Source organism: Streptomyces sp. NPDC059003, assembly GCF_042740445.1.
Lineage (GTDB): Bacteria > Actinomycetota > Actinomycetes > Streptomycetales > Streptomycetaceae > Streptomyces.
In genome coordinates this window covers 30,151-46,722 of record NZ_JBHYJH010000008.1, presented here as the reverse complement: position 1 = coordinate 46,722, position 16,572 = coordinate 30,151, and the positions used below count along the sequence as shown (strand labels likewise).

At 75.1% G+C, this 16,572-nt stretch carries 11 protein-coding genes; 10 read left to right on the top strand and 1 reads right to left on the bottom strand.

The features are described from left to right. The first annotated feature begins 56 nt into the window (after positions 1-56). The 10 genes from ACFWZ5_RS06485 to ACFWZ5_RS06440 all read left to right on the top strand — a co-directional run bounded on the left by ACFWZ5_RS06485 (position 57) and on the right by ACFWZ5_RS06440 (position 15,302). Positions 57-6,491, top strand: coding sequence for an amino acid adenylation domain-containing protein (locus tag ACFWZ5_RS06485; RefSeq protein ID WP_384890481.1), 6,435 nt, complete (start codon positions 57-59; stop codon positions 6,489-6,491). After that, positions 6,488-6,739, top strand: a complete 252-nt coding sequence (locus ACFWZ5_RS06480; RefSeq protein ID WP_384794973.1) for an MbtH family protein — start codon at positions 6,488-6,490, stop codon at positions 6,737-6,739. Before ACFWZ5_RS06485 ends, ACFWZ5_RS06480 begins: the two co-directional genes overlap by 4 nt. Before the next feature lie 7 nt (positions 6,740-6,746). Further along, a complete protein-coding gene (locus ACFWZ5_RS06475) occupies positions 6,747-8,048 on the top strand; it encodes a cation:proton antiporter (protein ID WP_384794971.1) in 1,302 nt (433 codons plus the stop codon). A gap of 160 nt (positions 8,049-8,208) precedes the next feature. Further along, positions 8,209-9,741 carry a tryptophan 7-halogenase gene (locus ACFWZ5_RS06470; protein ID WP_384794969.1) on the top strand — a complete coding sequence of 511 codons (1,533 nt, stop codon included), beginning with the start codon at positions 8,209-8,211 and terminating at the stop codon, positions 9,739-9,741. 13 nt (positions 9,742-9,754) lie between these two features. Beyond that, positions 9,755-10,936 carry a cytochrome P450 gene (locus ACFWZ5_RS06465; RefSeq protein WP_384794967.1) on the top strand — a complete coding sequence of 394 codons (1,182 nt, stop codon included), beginning with the start codon at positions 9,755-9,757 and terminating at the stop codon, positions 10,934-10,936. 92 nt (positions 10,937-11,028) lie between these two features. Further along, positions 11,029-12,249 carry a cytochrome P450 gene (locus ACFWZ5_RS06460; protein ID WP_384794965.1) on the top strand — a complete coding sequence of 407 codons (1,221 nt, stop codon included), beginning with the start codon at positions 11,029-11,031 and terminating at the stop codon, positions 12,247-12,249. An 83-nt stretch (positions 12,250-12,332) separates the two neighbouring features. Further along, the gene (locus ACFWZ5_RS06455) at positions 12,333-12,605 is read left to right on the top strand and encodes an acyl carrier protein (RefSeq protein ID WP_384794963.1); all 273 of its coding nucleotides are present in this window, start codon (positions 12,333-12,335) and stop codon (positions 12,603-12,605) included. A gap of 9 nt (positions 12,606-12,614) precedes the next feature. Beyond that, positions 12,615-14,066, top strand: a complete 1,452-nt coding sequence (locus tag ACFWZ5_RS06450) for an AMP-binding protein (protein ID WP_384794961.1) — start codon at positions 12,615-12,617, stop codon at positions 14,064-14,066. Then, on the top strand, positions 14,063-14,878 hold the full coding sequence (locus ACFWZ5_RS06445) for a phosphosulfolactate synthase (RefSeq protein WP_384794959.1): 816 nt from the start codon (positions 14,063-14,065) through the stop codon (positions 14,876-14,878). Before ACFWZ5_RS06450 ends, ACFWZ5_RS06445 begins: the two co-directional genes overlap by 4 nt. Before the next feature lie 19 nt (positions 14,879-14,897). Then, complete coding sequence (locus ACFWZ5_RS06440) at positions 14,898-15,302, top strand: VOC family protein (protein ID WP_384794957.1); 405 nt, start codon at positions 14,898-14,900, stop codon at positions 15,300-15,302. 70 nt (positions 15,303-15,372) lie between these two features. On the opposite strand, the gene ACFWZ5_RS06435 is transcribed toward ACFWZ5_RS06440, so the two are convergent. After that, positions 15,373-16,572 carry an alpha-hydroxy acid oxidase gene (locus ACFWZ5_RS06435; RefSeq protein ID WP_384794955.1) on the bottom strand — a complete coding sequence of 400 codons (1,200 nt, stop codon included), beginning with the start codon at positions 16,570-16,572 and terminating at the stop codon, positions 15,373-15,375.

Below are 16,572 nucleotides of genomic sequence, written 5' to 3'. Positions count from 1 at the left end.
CCCACCCGTGGCACCGGGACACGACCGGGCCACGCCGTGCTGAGGAGAGAGAAGCGATGACCCGATCCCTTGTCGAGGACGTGTGGCCGCTGTCGCCGCTGCAAGAAGGCCTGCTGTTCCACGCCGCCTACGACGACCGGGGACCCGACGTCTACACCGTGCAGTCCGCGCTCGCCCTCGAAGGCCCTCTCGACGAGGCCCGCCTCAAGGCGTCCTGGGACGCGCTGCTCGCCCGGCACGCCGCGCTGCGCGCCTGCTTCCGTCAGGTCAGCGGCGCCCGGACGGTCCAGGTCGTGGCGCGCGGCGTGACGCTGCCGTGGCGCACGGAAGACGTGTCGCGCCTTCCCGAGGCCGAGCGCCGCGCGGCCATGGAGCGGCTCGCGGCGCGCGAACGGGCCGAGCGCTTCGACCTCGCCGTCGCGCCGCTGCTGCGCGTCCTGCTCGTCCGCGTCTCCGACCAGCGGCACCGCCTGGTCCTGACCAGCCACCACATCCTCATGGACGGCTGGTCCGCCCCCGTCCTGGTGGCCGAGCTCTCCGCGCTCTACGCCCACGGCGGCGACGCCGGGCGCCTGCCCCGCACCACGTCCTACCGGGACTACCTGCTGTGGCTGGGCAAGCAGGACAAGGAGGAGGCGCGCGCCGCCTGGCGCACGGAGCTCGCCGGAACCCACGAGCCGACCCTCGTCGCCCCGGCCGTCCCCGACCGGCCGCCCGCCTTCCCCGACCACGTCAGCGGCACCCTGCCCGACGCGCTGAGCCGAGGGGTGACGGAGCTCGCCCGCGCCCACGAACTCACCGTCAACACCGTGGTGCAGGGCGCGTGGGCGCTGGTTCTCGCGCGGCTCGCCGGGCGCACCGACGTGGTGTTCGGCGCGACCGTCGCGGGCCGCCCGCCGGAGCTCCCCGGCGTCGAGTCGATGGTGGGCCTGCTCATCAACACGCTGCCGGTACGGGTGCCGATCGACGGCGCACAGCCGGGCGCCGCCCTCCTGCGCGCGCTGCAGGACCGGCAGACCGCGCTGCTGTCCCACCAGCACTTGGGCCTGCTGGAGATCAGGGAACTCGCCGGGCCCGGCGCGGTGTTCGACACGCTCATGGTGTACGAGAGCTTCCCGCAGCCGCCCGCGGGGCCCGCCGCCGCTCAAGGGACTCCCGGCGCCCGCGACGCGCTCACCATCCGCCCCGAGGGCCTGGCCCGCGAGGCCGCGCACTACCCGCTCACCCTCGTCGTCGCCCCCGGCGAGCGCACCCGCCTCAAGCTCGAATACCGCCCGGACCTGTTCGACCGCCCCACCGCCGAGTCCGTCTTCGCGTCCGTCGTACGGGTCCTGGAGCACCTCGTCGCCGACCCCGCCGCCCCCGTCGGCCGCATCCGCGCCGTCGGCCCGCACCACCCCGCGGGCACCGCGACCCCCGGTGCGCCGCCGCGCGGCACCGTGCCCGAGCTGATCGCCGCCCAGGCCGCCGCCACCCCGGACGCGGTGGCGCTCGTCGACGGCGAACGCACCCTGTCGTACGCGCAGGTGTGGGCCGCGTCCGGGCGGCTCGCGGCGTACCTCGCCGACACGGGCGTGGCGCGGGGCCACCGGGTCGCCGTGGTGCTCGACCGGTCGGCGGACGTGGTGGTGGCGCTGCTCGCGGTGTGGCGGGCCGGGGCCGCGTACGTCCCCGTGGATGCCGGACACCCCCTGGAGCGGGTGGCCGCGCTGCTCGGGGACAGCGCGCCGTCCGTGGTGCTGTGCGCGCACGGGACGCGCGCGGCGGTGCCGGAGAGCGCGCCGCGGGTCGTCGTCCTCGACTCCCCGTCCGTGGAGCGGGAGGTGGCCGCGTACGGCGCCGGGCCCCACGTCTTCGTGGACGCGCGGGAGGTCGCGTACGTGATGTACACCTCCGGCTCCACCGGGGAGCCCAAAGGGGTCGCGGTGGAGCACGGCGCCGTGGCCGCGCTCGTCGGCGAGCGCGGCTGGCGGGTCGGCCCCGGCGACACGGTGCTGCTGCACGCCCCGCACGCCTTCGACGCGTTCCTCTTCGAGGCGTGGGTGCCGCTGACCACGGGCGGCCGGGTCGTCGTCGCCGGGCCCGGCGTGGTCGACGCCAGGGAAGTGCGCCGGTACGTCGCCGACGGCGTGACGACGCTGCATCTGACCGCAGGCACCTTCCGGGTGCTCGCGGGCGAGACCCCGGAGTGCTTCACCGGCCTGAGGGAGGTCCTCACCGGCGGCGACGTCGTGCCCGCCGCCGCGGTGGCGCGGGTGCGCGAGACCTGCCCGGACGTGGCCGTCCGGCACATGTACGGGCCCACCGAGACCACCCTGTGCTTCACCTGGCACCCCGTGCGGCCCGGCGACGAGGAGCTGCCGGTGCTGCCCGTCGGCCGCCCGCTGCCCGGCCGCCAGGCGTACGTCCTCGACGCCTTCCTCCAGCCCGTGCCGCCCGGCGCGACCGGCGAGCTGTACCTCGCGGGCACCTCTCTGGCCCGCGGCTACTGGGGCAGGCCCGGCCAGACCGCCGGGCGCTTCGTCGCCTGCCCGTTCACGCCCGGGGCACGGATGTACCGCACCGGCGACCTGGCCCGCTTCACCGGCGACGGCGAGCTGGTCTTCGTGGGCCGCGCGGACGCCCAGGTCAAGATCCGGGGCTTCCGCGTCGAGCTGGGCGAGGTCGAGGCGGCCCTCACCGGCCACCCGGACGTCGCCCAGGCCGTCGCCGTCGCCCGCGACGACGGACCCGGCGGGCGCCGCCTCGTCGGCTATGTCGTCCCGGCCGCCGCGGAGGGCCTCGACACCCGGGCCGTCCGCGAGCACGTCGCCCGCAGCCTGCCCGCGTACATGGTCCCCGCCGCCGTCCTCGCCCTCGGCGCGCTGCCGGTGACCCGCAACGGCAAGGTCGACCGGGCGGCCCTGCCCGCCCCCGACTTCGCCGACCGGACCCCGGGCCGCGGGCCGCGCACCGCCGCCGAGGAAACGCTGTGCCGCCTGTTCGCCGAGGTGCTCGACGTCGAACGCGTCGGCTCCGACGGCAACTTCTTCGACCTCGGCGGCGACTCGGGCCTCGCCATGCGGCTCGCCGGACGCATCCGCGAGGAGTTCGACGCCGAGCTGCCCATCCGCCAGTTCTTCGGCGCGCCCACACCGGCGGGAGTGGCCCGGCTCCTGGCCACCAAGGCCCGGCCCGTCCTGGGCGCCGCGGCCGGGCGGGACGCCGCCGAGGACGGCGTCCCCGTCACGGCGGGGCAGCTGCGGACCTGGCTGCTCTCCCGGTACGACGACGACGCGGCGGGCGCGGACCGCATCCCGGTGGCCCTGCGGCTCAGCGGCGACCTCGACCGGTCGGCGCTGCGGTCGGCGCTCGCGGACGTCGCGGCCCGGCACGACATCCTGCGGACGGTGCTCGACGGGGATCGGGTGGCGCTCGACGGAGGCCGGATCGTGCCCGGCGGGGGCCGGACAGCGTCCCCCGGGGACCGGGGCGAGCGGCTGCGCCAGCGGGTCCTCAGCGGTGACCAGGCGCCGCCGCCCCTCACCGTCGAGCCCGCCGACGAGGCCCGCCTCCCCGAGCTGCTCGCCGCCCGCACTCGGCACCCCTTCGACCTCGCCCGCCACGTCCCCTGGACCCAGGCCCTGTTCGCCCTGTCGGACACCGAGCACGTGCTGCTCCTCGTCCTGCACCGCGTCGCCGCGGACGACGCGTCCGTGGACGTCCTCCTGCGCGACCTGGCCACCGCCTACGGCGCGCGCCGCGAGGGCCGCGTGCCCGAACGGGCCCCGCTGCCCGTGCAGTTCGCCGACTACGCGCTCTGGGAGCGGCAGCTCCTCGACGGCGAGCGGGACCGCGAGAGCCTCGTCAATGACCAGCTCGCCCACTGGCAGGACGCCCTCGACGGCCTCGCCCCCGAACTCGACCTGCCCGCCGACCGCCCGCGGCCCCCCGTCGCGTCCCACCGGGCCGGATCCGTCCCCCTGCGCCTCGACGCCGCCGCGCACGCCCGCCTCATGGACGTCGCCGAGTCCGCGGGCACCACCCTGTTCAGCGTGGTCCAGGCCGCCCTCGTGCTGCTCCTGGCCCGCCTCGGCGCCGGGGACGACATCACCCTCGGCACGGTGCAGGCACGCCGCGACGACCCGGGCCTCGAAGGCGTCGTCGGCCCCTTCGCCGGCGGCCTCGCCCTGCGCACCGACGCGTCCGGCGACCCCGCCTTCACCGACCTGCTCGGCCGGGCCCACACGGCGTACCAGGACGCGGCCGCGCACCGCGACGTGCCCTTCGAACACGTCGTGGACGCCCTCCACCTGCCGCCCTCGCTCGGGCGCCACCCGGTGTTCCAGGTCGTCCTCGACGTCCACGACAGCCTCGCCGACGCCTGGGACCCCTGGGAGCTGCCGGGCGTGCGCACCACCCGCCTCGACCCGGTGCCGCGCGCCATCGACGTCGACCTGTCGGTGGAGCTCACCGAGCGCTATCGGTCCGACGGCGACTTCGGCGGCGTCGACGGCCACCTCCGGTACGCCGCCGAGCTGTTCGACGCGGCCACCGCCACGGGCCTCGCGCGGCGCCTCGTCCGCGTCCTCGACCAGGTCACCGCCGACCCGCAGGTGCGCCTCAGCGCCGTCGACGTGCACCTCGACGACGACGAGCGGCGCCGGTCCCTGGCGCTCGGCAACGACACGGCGGTGCCGCCGCCCGCGTCGACCGTGGTGGAGCTGTTCGCCGAGCGCGCGGCCCGGGCCCCGGGCGCCGTGGCCGTCCTGGACCAGCGCATCCCCGGCATGTACGAGGCGTCCATGACGTACGGGACGCTCGCCGCCGCGTCGGACGACCTCGCCCGGCGCGTCGCCGAGCGGGGCGCGGGGCCCGAGCGGGTGGTCGTCGTCGCGGTGCCGCCCACGCTCGCCCTCGTCATCGCGCTGCTCGCCGTCCTGAAGACGGGCGCCGCCTGCCGCTTCGCCGACCCGGCCCGGCCCTGGGACGGCATCGACCTCACGGCGGCGCCGCCCGTGGCCCTGGTGTACGACGCGACCGGGCCGCGCCCCGCGGACACCGGCGTAGCACTCGTGCCCCTCGACGACCCGGTCACGGACGACTCCCCGGCCACCCCGGCGCGGTGGCGTGCCCGGGAGACGGCGCGGCCCGCGCACCCGGCGCTCGTCCTCGACGCGGCCCGCCCCGGCGCGGCGGCGGCCGTCCCGCACAGCGCGCTCGCCCAGCACGTGGCGTACCGCATGCGGACGACCCCGGAGACCGGCGACGTCCTGCCCCTCGACAGCCGCGCCCCGCTCACGGACCTGGTGACCCCCTTGCTCGCGACGCTGTGCGCGGGCGGCCAGGTGACCCTCGGCGCCACCGCGCAGGAGCACGCACCGGCGGGCGGCCACGGCTCGGCCGAGACGGGCGGCACCTGGCTGCTCCCCACCGCCGGACAGCCCCCGTCCAGCGAGCAGTTGGACAACACCCGCGCGTACGTCCTCGACGCCTTCCTGCGGCCCGTGCCGACCGGCGCCCTGGGCGATCTGTACGTGGCGGGGGCACCGCTCGCCCGCGGCTACCTCGGCGAACCCGGCGCGACCGGAGAGCGCTTCGTCGCCTGCCCGTTCGGCGCCCCCGGCGAGCGGATGTTCCGCACCGGCGACCGGGCGCGGCGCACCACCACCGGCGCACTCGACGTACGGCGGGCCACGGCACCCGCACCCAAGCGGCGCCCGGGCCGGGGCGGCACGGGCCGCGGCGACCTGAACGTCCTGCTGCCGCTGCGCCCGGAAGGCGCCCGCCCGCCGCTGTTCTGCATCCACCCCGGCATGGGCCTGAGCTGGGGCTACGCGGCCCTCCTGCCGTACCTTCCCGCGGACCTGCCGGTGTACGGCATCCAGGCGCGCGGCCTCGCCCGGCCGGAGCCGCTGCCCGGCAGCGTCGAGGAGATGGCGGCCGACTACGCCGACGAGATCCGCGCCCTCCAGCCCACCGGCCCCTACCACCTGCTCGGCTGGTCCATCGGCGGCACGCTCGCCCAGGCCGTCGCCACCCGCCTCGAGGAACTCGGCGAGGACGTCGCCCTGCTCGCGCTGCTCGACGCCTACCCCACCAGCTCCGCCCAGGCGCGGATGCGCGGCGACGAACGCCGCGGCGACGGCCGGCCGGCCGACGGCTACGCCCTGTTGAAGCAGGACGAGGGCGGCATCGCCGACCTCTACCGCTCCACGGGCCTAGGCGAGCAGTCGCTGGCGAACCTGGAGAAGGTGCTGCGGAACCTGGCCGCGTTCACACCCGGCCACACCCCCCGGCCCCTCCGCGGCGACCTGCTGCTCTTCGTGGCCACCGAGGACCGGCCCGACGGCCTCCCGGCGGCCGGCGCCGCGATGAGCTGGCGGCCGTTCGTGCACGGCGACATCGAGTCGCACGACCTGCCCGTCAACCACTACGACATGTTGCAGCCCGGGCCCTTGGCGAGCGTCGGACGCGTCGTCACGGAGAAACTCGAAAGGACGGAATCATGACCAATCCCTTCGACAACGAAAACGGCACCTTCGTCGTCCTCGTCAACGACGAGGGACAGCATTCGCTGTGGCCGAACTTCGCGGAAATCCCCGAGGGCTGGACCACCGCGCTCGACGCGGCGCCCCGGCAGGAATGCCTCGATTTCATCGAGCGGAACTGGACGGACATGCGCCCGAAGAGCCTCGTCGATGACATGCGGCGGCACGGCGCCGCGGAGGCGGGCCACCACGGGACGACGGCGACCTAGGGGCGAGATGAGCACCGAGTCCCTGGCGGCCGTGGCCATCCGCGACGTCGCCGTCATCGTCGTCGTCTCCACCCTCCTCGGCGGGCTCGCCCGCCGCGTGGGCCAGCCCGCGGTCATCGGCCAGATCGTCGCCGGGATCGCGCTCGGCCCGACCCTGCTCGGCCGGCTGCCCGGCGACCCGACCGAACGGCTCTTCCCGCACGAGGTCCTGCCGTTCCTGACCGTGCTCTCCCAGATCGCCATCGTGCTCTTCATGTTCGTCGTGGGCTACGAGACGGACGGGCGGCAACTGCGGCAGGGCGGCAGGGCCGCGGTGACCGTCGCCCTGGGCGCGCTGCTCGTGCCCGCGGGGCTCGGCGCGGGCTCGGTGGCCGCGTTCCAGGGGCCGTTCGCCGCGGTGCAGCCGGACGGCGCGGCCGCGGTGGACTCCCGGGCGTTCTTCCTGTTCATGTCCGTGGCGCTGTCCGTCACCGCGCTGCCCGTCCTCGCCGCCATCGTCCGCGAACGCGGCCTGGCGGGCACCACTCCGGGCACGGTGGCCACGGCCGCCGCCGGAGGCATGGACGTGGTCGCGTGGCTGGTGCTCGCCGCCGCCCTCGCCGGGACCGGCCATGCCACCGAGCTCTCCTGGCCCGTGTCGCTCCTGTCGCTCGTGCTGTTCGTCGCCGCCCTGTTCCTGGTGGTACGGCCCCTCCTCGCCCGGCTCGTCGACCGCTCCGCCGCCGTGCGCGAGCACCAGGTCACCGTCGCGCTCGCGCTGGCCCTCGGCAGCGCCTGGGTCACCGCCGAGCTCGGCCTGCACGCGGTGTTCGGCGGGCTGCTCGCGGGCCTGGCGATGCCCCGCGAGAACGGCGTGCCGCAGGCCGATGTCCTGCGCCCCCTGGAGCAGACCTCGGGCCTGCTGCTTCCGCTGTTCTTCGTGACCACCGGCCTGTCGTTCGACATCGGCTCCCTGAACGGCACGGCGGGCGCCCTCCTCGCGCTGATCCTGGCCGTCGCGATCCTCGGCAAGCTCGTGCCCGCGTACGCCGCCGCGCGGGTCGGCGGCCTCGACGCCCGGGACTCGGCGGTCGTCGCCGCCCTGGTGAACACGCGCGGCCTGACGGAACTCATCGTCCTGAACGTCGCCCTGGACGCCGGCGTCATCGGCGAGCGGCTCTTCACCGCCCTCGTCCTGATGGCCCTGGTCACCACGTTCATGACGGGACCGCTGCTGACGCTGATCCGGCGCGGCGGCCGGAGAAGGGCCCCGGGGCGTCCGGGAATTGCCGAGCAGCCCGCGCCCGGAGCGCCTTCTGGACGCGCTTGACGCACTCACGGTCCCGTCACGAGACTCGAATCGGCACCTTCTGAAAAGGGCGGCCCGGAACAGGAATTGAGCGGGCCGTCCCCCACACCGGAGAACGTGAGCACCGAAGAACCCGAAGAACTCAGACACCCGAAGAAGCGAAAAGGGAAAGGGCAGGTGGATGACCTTGCCGGATTCCGAGGAATTCGACGTGGTGGTCGTCGGCGGCGGGCCCGGCGGATCGACGGCGGCCGCGCTCGTGGCCATGCAGGGCCACCGGGTGCTGGTCCTGGAGAAGGAGCACTTCCCCCGCCACCAGATCGGCGAGTCGCTCCTTCCGTCCACGGTGCACGGCGTGTGCCGCATGACCGGCGTCGCCGACGAGCTCGCCAAGGCGGGCTTCCCGCGCAAGCGCGGCGGCACCTTCAAGTGGGGCACCAACCCGGAGCCCTGGACGTTCGCCTTCGCGGTCTCCCCGCGCATGTCGGGCCCCACGTCGTACGCCTACCAGGTCGAGCGGTCCAGGTTCGACGAGATCCTCCTGAACAACGCCCGGCGCGTGGGCGCCGACGTGCGCGAGGGCTGCGCGGCCGTCGATGTGATCGCCGACGACGAGCGGGTCCGCGGCGTGCGGTACACGGACGCCGACGGCGCCGAACGGCGGGCGCTCGCCACGTTCGTCGTGGACGCGTCCGGCAACAAGAGCCGCATCCACCACCGCGTCGGCGGCACCCGCGAGTACTCCGAGTTCTTCCGCAGCCTCGCCCTGTACGGCTACTTCGAGGGCGGCAAGCGGCTGCCCGAGCCCAACTCCGGCAACATCCTGTCCGTCGCGTTCGACAGCGGCTGGTTCTGGTACATCCCGCTGAGTGACACGCTGACCAGCGTCGGCGCGGTCGTGCGGCGCGAGCTTGCGGAGAAGATCCAGGGGGACCAGCACAAGGCGCTGATGGCCCTGATCGACGAGTGCCCGCTGATCGCCGAGTACCTGGCGGACGCCCGGCGGGTCACGACAGGGCCGTACGGCAAGCTGCGGGTCCGCAAGGACTACTCGTACCACCACACGACGTTCGCGCGGCCCGGCATGCTCCTGGTCGGCGACGCGGCCTGCTTCGTCGACCCGGTGTTCTCCTCCGGCGTCCACCTGTCGACGTACGGCGCGCTGCTCGCGGCGCGCTCCGTGAACAGCGTGCTCGCCGGAGGCGTGGACGAGCCGCGCGCCGTCAAGGAGTTCGAGGCCCGCTACCGCCGTGAGTTCGGCGTGTTCTACGAGTTCCTGCTGTCCTTCTACGAGATGCACCACGACGAGGACTCGTACTTCTGGCAGGCCAAGAAGGTCACCAGGACCGACCGGCCCGAACTGCAGTCGTTCGTCGAGCTGATCGGCGGCGTCTCCTCCGGCGAGCAGGTCCTCACCGACGCGGACGTCGTCGCCAAGCGCTTCACCGAGGGCTCCGCGGAGTTCGCGGACGCGGTGGGCACGCTCGCGGGCGGCGCCGACGACAGCATGGTGCCGCTGTTCAAGTCGTCGGTGGTGCGCGAGGTGATGCAGGAGGGCGGCCAGGTCCAGATGCGCGCCCTGCTCGGCGACGACGCCGAACCGGAGACCCCGCTGTTCGAGGGCGGCCTGGTGCCGTCGCCGGACGGCATGCGCTGGCGCGTTCCGGACGACCCGGGCCCGGCGGCGGGCGGCCCGGCCGCGGCAGGCGAGTGAGGGGGTCCGTGACATGGCGCGGCCGACGGACCTCTCGATGCACAACCGGCGCGACCGGCTCGACCCGCTGCCCGAACTCACGCACCTGAGCGCACGGGCACCGCTGACCCGCGCCGACCTCTCCGACGACCCGTCGGCCGGGCCCGGCTGGCTCGTCACCGGGCCCGACGAGGTGCGCGCCGTCCTCGGCGACACGGAGCGGTTCAGCACCCGGCTGCCCGCGGCGAGCGGCCGCGGCACCGGGCGGCCCGCCCAGGCCGGCAACCTCGTGCAGTACGACCCGCCCGAGCACGGGCGCCTGCGGCAGCTCCTCGCGCCGGAGTTCACCGTCCGCCGGATGCGGGGCCTCGAACCCGCCGTCGACCGCGTCGTCACGGACTGCCTCGACGCCCTGGAGAAGGCCGGGCGGCCCGCCGACTTCATGCGCCACGTCGCCTGGACGGTGCCGGGCCTCGTGATGTGCGAGCTGTTCGGCGTGCCGCGCGACGACCGGGCGGACCTGGCGCGGCTGCTCAAGGTCGGCCGCCCCGCGTTCCGCGGCCGCGCGACGCAGGTGACCGCGGGCGCCGCGTACATGGCGTACATGGCCCGCCTCGTGGCCCGCAAGCGCCACGACCCGGGCGACGACCTCCTCGGCCGGGTCGTGGGCGCACACGGCGGGGACGTCAGCGACGAGGAGCTGGTCGGACTCAGCGCGTTCGTGATGGGCTCCGGCGTCGAGAACGTGGCCGCGATGCTCGGCCTCGGCCTCGTCGCTCTCCTGGAACATCCGGGACAGCTCCAACTCCTCAGGCAACAGCCGGAGTTGACTGACCGGGCCGTAGAGGAGCTGATCCGCTACCTCTCGGTGATTCCGACCGCGTCGCCCCGCACCGCACGCGAGGACGTGTCGCTCGGCGGCGAGGTGATCAAGGCCGGTGACCGGGTGGCCTGCTCCCTGATCGCCGCCAACCGCGGCACCCCCGAGGGCGTGCCCGACCGCCTCGACATCACCCGCGAGCCCGCCGCCCACGTCGCCCTCGGCCACGGCATCCACTACTGCGTCGGCGCGCCGCTCGCCCGGATGGAGCTGCGCGGCGCCTTCCCCGCGCTCCTCGGCCGCTTCCCCGCGCTGCGGGCCGCCGTGCCCCCGGAAGAGATCCGCTTCCGGCCGCAGGCCCCGTACGGCGTGGAAACACTGCCCGTCACCTGGTAGCAGGAGCCATGTCCGCAGCCACGTCCCAAGAAGCCACGTCAGCCGCGTCCAACGAAGCCGCGTCAGCCGCGTCCGACCGAGCGACGTCAGCCTTGTCCAACGAAGCCGCGCCCCCCGTCCACACCCTTCGCGACCGCCTCGACCCGGCCCCCGCCCTGCGCGACCTCGCCGCCCGCAAGGCCGTCACGCGGATCGAGGTGGGTCCGGGCACCGACGGACTGCCCGTGTGGCTGGTCACCGGACACGCCGAAGTGCGCCAAGTCCTGGGCGACCACGCCCGGTTCTCCACCCGGCGCCGCTTCGGAGCGAGGACCGCGCACGGACGGGAGCCCGGCGTCCGGCCGGACGCGATGGTCGGGCAGCTCATGGACTACGACCCGCCCGAGCACACCCGGCTCCGGGGCATCCTCACGCCCGAGTTCACCCTCCGCAGGATCCGTCGGCTCCGGCCGCGCCTCGACGCCCTCGTCGCCGAACGCATCGGCGCCCTGCGGGCCGCCGGGCCGCCCGCCGACCTGGTGGAGCACTTCGCGCTGCCCGTACCGGGGGCCGTGCTGTGCGAGCTGATCGGGGTGCCCCGCGACGACCGCGGCGACTTCCTGCGCCGCTGTCACGGCTTCCTCGCCGCCGGACAGGGGCGGGCGCGGCGGGCCAGGGTCGGCGAACTCCTCTCCCGGTACGTCGCCGCGATGGTGGACCGGCAGCGCCGCGACCCCGACGACGGCTTCCTCGGCACGCTCGTCCGCGAGCACGGCGACGACGTCACCGACAAGGAACTGCGGGGCGTGTGCGTCCTGTTGGTCCTCGCGAGCCTGGACAACCTGTCGGGCACGCTGGGCCTCGGCACGCTGGCCCTGCTCGAACACCCCGACCAGCTCGCCGCCGTCCGCGACGACCCCACCGCGGTGGACCGGGCGGTCGACGAACTGCTCCGCCACCTCGCGGTGCCGCACGCCCCGACCCCGCGCGTCGCCCTGACCGACGTCACCGTCGGCGGACAGCTCATCAGGGCGGGGGAGCACGTCATCTGCTCCCTGCCCATGGCCAACCGCGACCCCGCCCTCACCGCGGACCCCGACCGCTTCGACATCACGCGCCCGCCCGCGCCGCACGTCACCTTCGGCCACGGCATCCACTACTGCCTGGGCGCGGCCCTGGCCCGGGTGACCCTGGCGGTCGCCTGCCCGGCGCTGCTGCGGGGCCTGCCCGGGCTGCGGCTCGCCGCCCCCGAAGGAGCGGCCCCTGAAGAAGTCGTGCGCTTCCGCGTCCACGCGCTCGCCCACGGCCTCGACCGCCTGTTGGTCACCTGGTGAGGACGAGGGGGGGACATGGGGTGACAAGGGGAGCCGACCATGCGCGTACAGATCGTCCCGGACCGCCACCACCTGGAGGAGACATGACGGACACACCGGTCCGCGAGGCCATGAACACACCGGTACGGGACGTCGTCGCCCCCCTGTGGTGCGAGGCCCTGAACGTGCCCGAAGTCGCCGACGAGGACGACTTCTTCGCGCTCGGCGGGCACTCGCTGGCCGCCCTGCACGTGCTGGCGGCGGTCGAGGACGCGTACCAGGTGGAGCTGGGCGGCCTGCGGGACATCTGGGAGAACCCGACGCTCGGCGCGTTCGTCGCGGCGGTCGCGGCGCTCGTCGACGGACCGGCCGCGTAGGCGGCGGGCATGGCGACGGAGCGCGTGCCGGGCCTGCTGCCCGCGCTCGCGGACGGCAGGGCGAGCGTCGACGTGGCGGGCCTGCGGCTCGAAGGGGACGACCTCGCGGGCGCCGTCGGCGCCGTCGCCCGGTCCGTGGCGGGCGCCCGCCGGGTTGTCGTCGTGGCGCACCCGAGCGTCGCGAGCCTCGTCGCCGTGGCGGGCGTCCTGACCGCCGGGGCCGCCGCGGTCCCGCTGAACCCGGCGGCAGGCCCGCACGAGCGCGCGCACGTCCTGCGCGACGCCCGGGCCGACCTCCTCGTCGACGGCGCCGACCTCACCGCCCGTGACACCCTGCCGGACGCACCGCCGCCGGACGAGTCGCCCGCCCTGATCCTCTACACCTCCGGCTCCACCGGACCGCCCAAGGGCGTCGTCATCCCGCGCCGCGCGATCGCCGCGAGCCTCGACGCGCTCACCGAGCTGTGGCGCTGGACCCCCGACGACGTACTCGCCCACGCCCTTCCCCTGTCCCACGTGCACGGCCTCGTCTTCGGCGGCCTCGGCCCGCTGCGCGTCGGCTCCCCGCTCGTGCACACCGGCCGCTACCTCACCCCGGTGCCGGGCGCCTCCGTCTACTTCGGGGTGCCCGCCCTCTGGGGCTCCCTGGGCGCCGCCGATCTGAAGGACATCGGTGCCGCGCGGCTCCTCGTGTCCGGGGCCGACCGGCTGCGCCCCGCGGTCGCCGAGCGCGTCCGCAGGCTCGCCGGCCACCGGATCCTCAACCGGTACGCCATGACGGAGACCCTTGTCGTCACGTCACCGCGTCTCGCGGACCTCCGCCAGGACGGGGACCCGGGCGCGGTGGGGCGGCCGGTGCCGGGGATGCGGGTGCGGCTCGCCCCGGCGGACGCGGCGGACGCGGGAGGTGCGGCCGACACGGGCGGTGCGGCGGACGCGGGCGGCGAGGTGTGGGTGCGCGGCACCGGGCTCTTCTCCGGCTACCTGGGACGCGGTCCCGCCGTCGACGCCGACGGCTGGTTCCGCACCGGGGACCTCGGCGCGTGGCTGCCGGACGGCCGGCTGCGGCTGCTCGGCCGCAAGGACACCGACCTCATCAAGAGCGGCGGCTACCGCGTCGGCGCCGGGGAGGTGGAGGACGCGCTCCTCGCCCACCCGGACGTCGCCGAGGCCGCCGTGGTCGGGCTGCCCGACGACCGGCTCGGGCAGCGCGTCGCGGCCTGGGTCGTCGCGGCGTCGCCGGACCGCGCGGCCCTCGCCGCCTTCCTCGCCGCGCGCCTGGCCCCGTACAAGCTGCCGCAGGAGCTGCACGTGGTGGACGCCCTGCCGCGCACCGCGCTCGGCAAGGTGCACAAGGGCCTGCTCGTGGCGGAGCGCACCCAGAGGCCCGCAGGCCGGCCGAGGACCAGCCCGAGCCCAGCTGCAAACCCGCCGAATACCAAGGGAGTTGAGCGGTCATGACCCAGTCGGTGCGGCCCCGCACACCCCGCCCGCCCCGCCCGCTCGAGCTGCCCGAGCGCCCGCCCAAGCCGCGCACCAGGGGCCAGACGATGGTCATCGACGGCGGCGCGCCGGTCCGCTGGTTCGAGGACGTCGTGGAGAGCTCGGGCGAGTTCGTCGACCTGGTGAAGTTCGGCTGGGGGACGGCGCTCGTCACCGCGGGCATCGAGGCCAAGACGGAGGTCCTGCGCCGGCACCGCATCCCGTACATGTTCGGCGGCACGCTCTTCGAGAAGTACGTGCTGCGGGGCCGGTTCGACGACTACCGCGCGCTGTGTCTCGCGCACGGCTGCGAACGCGTGGAGGTGTCCAACGGCACGATCGACCTCGACGCGGAGCGCAAGGCCGCTTTCATCGCCCGGCTCGTCGCGGACTTCGAGGTCGTCTCCGAAGTGGGGTTCAAGGACCCGCACCGCTCGGAGACGTTCCCGCCGAGCCAGTGGATCGCGGCGATCCGCCGCGATCTGGACGCGGGGGCGCGCTCGGTGATCCTGGAGGCGCGCGAGAGCGGCACCAGCGGCATCTGCAGGCCCGACGGCGAGGTCAGGTTCGGGCTCATCGAGGACGTGCTCACCGCCGGGATCCCCACGGACCGGCTCATCTTCGAGGCGCCCACGAAACAGCTGCAGACGTACTTCATCCAACGCGTCGGCGGCGACGTCAACCTCGGCAACGTCGCCCTCGCCGACGTCATCTCCCTGGAGACGCTGCGGCTCGGACTGCGCGCCGACACGCTCCTCGACCACGACGGCGCCCTCCGGGCGGGCCGGTGAGGACGGCGGAGGCGGGCCGATGAGGAAATCCGACGACGCCTTCCACATCGCCGTACCGGCCCGCGACCTGGACGCCGCGGCACGCTTCTACAACCAGCTGCTCGGCTGCCCGCTCGCACGGCGCTATCCCGACCGCGTCACGTTCGACTTCTTCGGTGACCAACTCGTCTGCCATTACGCGCCGGACGAGCCCGTGCGGGCGCATCCCCGGCTCTATCCACGGCATTTCGGGGTGACGTTCCGGTCCGGTGCCGATTTCGACGCGCTGCTGCGGCTCGTGGACCTCCGGAAAGTGCCGGTATTCCAGCAGGTGCGGACGCGGTTCGACGGGACCGTCGAGGAACACCGCACCTTCGTCCTGATCGACCCGACAGGGAATCTCCTGGAATTCAAGCACTACGTGGATCCACGGATGATGTACTGATCACCGCCCTCACGGTGATTCCCCCAGTTCCCCGGCGATTCCCCCAGTTCCCGGGAATTCCTCGCAGCGATTACGGCACCCGCGTCACCCGTAACTCCCGCGCCCCCGCGACCCCGTCGCACCCCGCGAGCCCCAGCGCGTCCCTGAGCTCCGCCGCGAGGAGGTCGAGGACGCGCCGCACCCCGGCCTCCCCGGCCACGGCGAGACCCCACAGCGGCGGCCGCCCGACCAGGACCCCCGACGCGCCGAGAGCGAGGGCCTTCAGGACGTCCGTCCCGCCGCGCACGCCGCCGTCCATCAGGACCTCGCAGGCCCCGCCGACCGCCGCGGCCACGGCGGGCAGCGCGTCGACGGACGGCAGCGCGCCGTCGAGCTGCCGTCCGCCGTGGTTGGAGACCACGACGGCGTCGACGCCGAGCCCGGCCGCGCGCACCGCGTCCTGAGGCGCGAGGACGCCCTTGAGGGCGAGCGGGAGGCGCGTCACGGACCGCACCGCCTCCACGCACGACCAGGTCAGGGCCGGGGAGAACGCCTCGGCGGTGTGCGCGGCGACCGCCGATGCCGTCGCGGGTGCCGCGGCCGTCGACCGGTGCGCCCTAGACCGGTGCGCCGTCGAGGGGGCACCGGAGTCCAGATGCGCCGCGCGCACATGGGCGGGCAGCGCGAACCCGTTGCGTACGTCGCGCAGCCTGCGCCCCATCCAGGGCACGTCCACCGTCAGCATCAGCGCCGCGCAGCCCGCGTCCTCCGCCCGGCGCACCAGGTCCAGGGAGCGCCGCGCACCGCGCAGCCAGTACAGCTGGAACCACACCGTGCCGCCCACGGCCGTGATCTCCTCCACCGGCACGCTGCTCAGGGTCGCGACGGTGAACGGCACGCCCGCGGCGCGCGCCGCCCGCGCGGCGGCCAGCTCGCCCTCGGGGTGCAGCAGCCGCTGGTAGGCGACCGGCGCGAGGGCCACCGGCAGGCGCGTCGGCCGCCCGAGCAGCGTCGCGTCCGTCGTGCACCGGGAGACGTCCCTGAGTACCCGTGGGGTGACGAAGAGACGGTCGAACGCCTCCCGGTTGGCCGCCAGGGTCCGCTCGCGGCCGCTGCCGCCCGCGACGAAGTCCGCCACGTCATGGGGCAGCGCGGCCACCCCGGCCCGCTCGATCCCGTCCAGGTCGTCCAGGCCGCGCAGCGCGTCGGCGGCCGCCCCGCCGGGGCCGGTCCTGCCGGGTTCCGTGCCGTGGAGTTCCGTGCCCTGGGGTTCCGTGCCGTCGGGGTCCAT